We start from the raw sequence: 2,537 nt of genomic DNA on the forward strand, positions 1-2,537 counted from the left end.
CCATTGCCGTTGCCGGCCCCACCATTCCCGTCACGCAGCATCCGCAGCACCTCGTCAGGCGTCGGCAGGTCGGCGGCATGGGCGAGGCGCACCAGCGCCATCTCGGCCGCCATCACCGGGCGGTCGGCCTGGCGCACTTCGGCGATCGCCTTCAGCAGCATCTGCCAGGCGCGTGCGAGCACGCGAATCGACAGGCGCTGGGCGAAATCGGCGCCGCGGGTCCGCTCCGCCTGGCTCAGGCTGTTGTCCTTGGCAGCATCGGGCACGAGCTTCAGGCGCGTCACCAGATGGCTGAATTCGGCGAGGTCCGAGAGCACGACGGCAGGGTCGGCGCCGGCATCGTATTGCGCCCGGAGCTCGCCGAGCGCGGCTGCGATGTCGCCCTTCATCACCTGCTCGAACAGGTCGATCACCCTGGCCCGGTCGGAGAGGCCGAGCATGGTGCGGACCTCTTCCAGCGTGATCTTGCCGCCGGCATGGGCAATCGCCTGGTCGAGGATCGAGAGCGAATCGCGCACCGAGCCTTCGGCGGCGCGGGAGATCGCGGCCAGCGCCTCGTCCTCCGCCTCGATGCCCTCGGCCTTGCAGATGCCGCCGAGATGGCCGACCAGCAGGCCGGCATCGACGCGGCGAAGGTCGAAGCGCTGGCAGCGCGACAGCACCGTCACCGGCACCTTGCGGATTTCCGTGGTGGCAAAGATGAACTTGGCGTGCGGCGGCGGTTCCTCCAGCGTCTTCAGGAAGGCGTTGAACGCGCCTCCCGAGAGCATGTGGACCTCGTCGATGATGTAGACCTTGTAGCGCGCGCTGGTCGGCGCATAGCGCACGGCGTCGTTGATCTGGCGGACATTGTCGACGCCGTTATTGGAGGCGGCGTCGATCTCCATCACGTCGATATGCCGGCCCTCGACGATCGCCTGGCAATGCACGCCGAAGCTCGAAAGGTCGGTGGTCGGCGCGCCCGTGCCGTCGGCATTCTGGTAGTTCAGGGCGCGCGCCAGGATGCGGGCCGTCGTGGTCTTGCCGACGCCGCGCACGCCGGTCAGCATCCAGGCCTGAGGGATGCGGCCGGCCGCGAAGGCATTGGTCAGTGTCCTGACCATGGCATCCTGGCCGATCAGGTCGCCGAAATGCGCCGGCCGGTACTTGCGGGCGAGCACGCGATAGCCGGCCGGCTGGCTCGCAGCGGCGGCGGGCGCGGGGGCAAGGCCAGGGAAGCCCGGCTCGTCGGCGGGGACGGTCGCGTCGGTCATGCCATTGCTTTCGCCAATCGCGGCGCGGCGGTCAACGGCGCCTTGCATCCGCCGGGCCTGACCATATCAGGAACCGCGCCACAGATGCGTCGCCGCGCGAGGCGGCAGGTGGGAGGCTGGACGAAGACCCGTTCGGTCTCGTTACGGCTGCTTCCTTCCGGACCTGACCGGGTTGGCGAGTGAGACGTCCCTCGCCAACCTCCCGCCGGCTATATCGGTGAAGTGAGGCGCGAGCGCAAGTCGGCTTTCGACAAGTCGCCTTCCCAGCAAGTCGACTGGAAAACCATCCCTGCGCTGCTGCGACACAGGTGTTTCGGCATTGACTCGGGTCTCCCCTTCCGCCATAAGCCCGCGACCTGTGCAGCCCAACGGCGGCGCGGAACCTTTTGCATGACAGGCTTGGCTGGCCTTGGCTTTCTCTTCGAGAGCTGTGGTCGCTACGCTGAGACAAGGCCCCGGAGACGGACCGTGAAGAGAACCTATCAACCCAGCAAGCTGGTTCGCAAGCGTCGCCACGGCTACCGTGCCCGCATGGCGACCAAGGGTGGCCGCAAGGTCATCGCTGCCCGTCGCGCCCACGGCCGCAAGCGCCTGTCGGCCTGATGAGGTGAGGCGCGCGCTCCCGGCGCGCCGGTTTCGTGAAGACTGGCCAAACGCCATGCGCATCGCCCGTCTGACGCAACGCAGGGACTTTCTCGCGGCGGCCGAGCATGGCCGCCGTTTTCGTTCGCCTGCCTTCACCGTGCAGGTCAACGATCAGCGGCGCGACGCTGCCGAAGCCGGACTCAGACTCGGCCTCACCGCCTCGCGCAAGGTCGGCGGTGCGGTCGAGCGCAACCGTATCCGCCGGCGCCTGCGCGCCGCAGCCAAGCTCGCTCTGGCCGAGCAGCTCGATCGCTCCTGCGACGTCGTTGTCGTCGCCCGTCCCGAAACGATCGCCGCCGATTTTCGCGCCATGGTCGCCGACCTCTCGGTCGCGCTCGACCGCGCCCGCCCCGGCGGCAACCGTCGCGGCCCGCCTTCCGGCAAACGCCCCCTTCCCGAGAAGCCCGCCAGGGCCGACAGCGAGACCCGTTTTCGACCATGAAGATGAAAGAAGAAAACCGTAATCTGCTCCTGGCGATCACGCTCTCCGTGGTCGTGCTGCTCGGCTGGCAGTTCTTCTACGGCGTGCCGCAGATGGAGAAGCAGAAGCAGGTCGCGCAGCAGAACCAGCAGACGCAGAGCCAGCAGCCGCCGGCTCCGGGAAGCGTGCCGACGCCGGGCGCCGCCCCGGCCCCTGGC

The 2,537-nt window shown here is 68.4% G+C and carries 3 protein-coding genes, 1 other RNA gene and 1 pseudogene; 3 read left to right on the plus strand and 2 right to left on the minus strand.

Translation table 11 applies throughout. The features are described 5' to 3' along the window. Both RKE40_RS29435 and ffs read right to left on the minus strand, forming a co-directional pair. A partial coding sequence (locus tag RKE40_RS29435) for a DNA polymerase III subunit gamma/tau (protein ID WP_316021706.1) occupies positions 1–1,253 on the minus strand: 1,253 nt, incomplete at its 3' end. A 107-nt stretch (positions 1,254–1,360) separates the two neighbouring features. Beyond that, positions 1,361–1,457, minus strand: an RNA gene (ffs, locus tag RKE40_RS29440) — signal recognition particle sRNA small type. Positions 1,458–1,721: 264 nt separating this feature from the next. Here ffs and rpmH point away from each other — a divergent pair. From rpmH to RKE40_RS29455, 3 genes and pseudogenes are all read left to right on the plus strand, one after another. Beyond that, positions 1,722–1,856 (plus strand): 50S ribosomal protein L34, encoded by a 135-nt coding sequence (gene rpmH, locus RKE40_RS29445; protein ID WP_038364779.1) that lies wholly within the window; start codon positions 1,722–1,724, stop codon positions 1,854–1,856. Positions 1,857–1,911: 55 nt separating this feature from the next. Next, positions 1,912–2,340 (plus strand): ribonuclease P protein component, encoded by a 429-nt coding sequence (rnpA, locus tag RKE40_RS29450; protein ID WP_316021707.1) that lies wholly within the window; start codon positions 1,912–1,914, stop codon positions 2,338–2,340. 2 nt (positions 2,341–2,342) lie between these two features. Then, positions 2,343–2,537, plus strand: a pseudogene (locus tag RKE40_RS29455) (membrane protein insertase YidC); the annotation flags it as partial.

The organism is Allobosea rubneri (assembly GCF_032464875.1).
GTDB lineage: Bacteria > Pseudomonadota > Alphaproteobacteria > Rhizobiales > Beijerinckiaceae > Allobosea > Allobosea rubneri.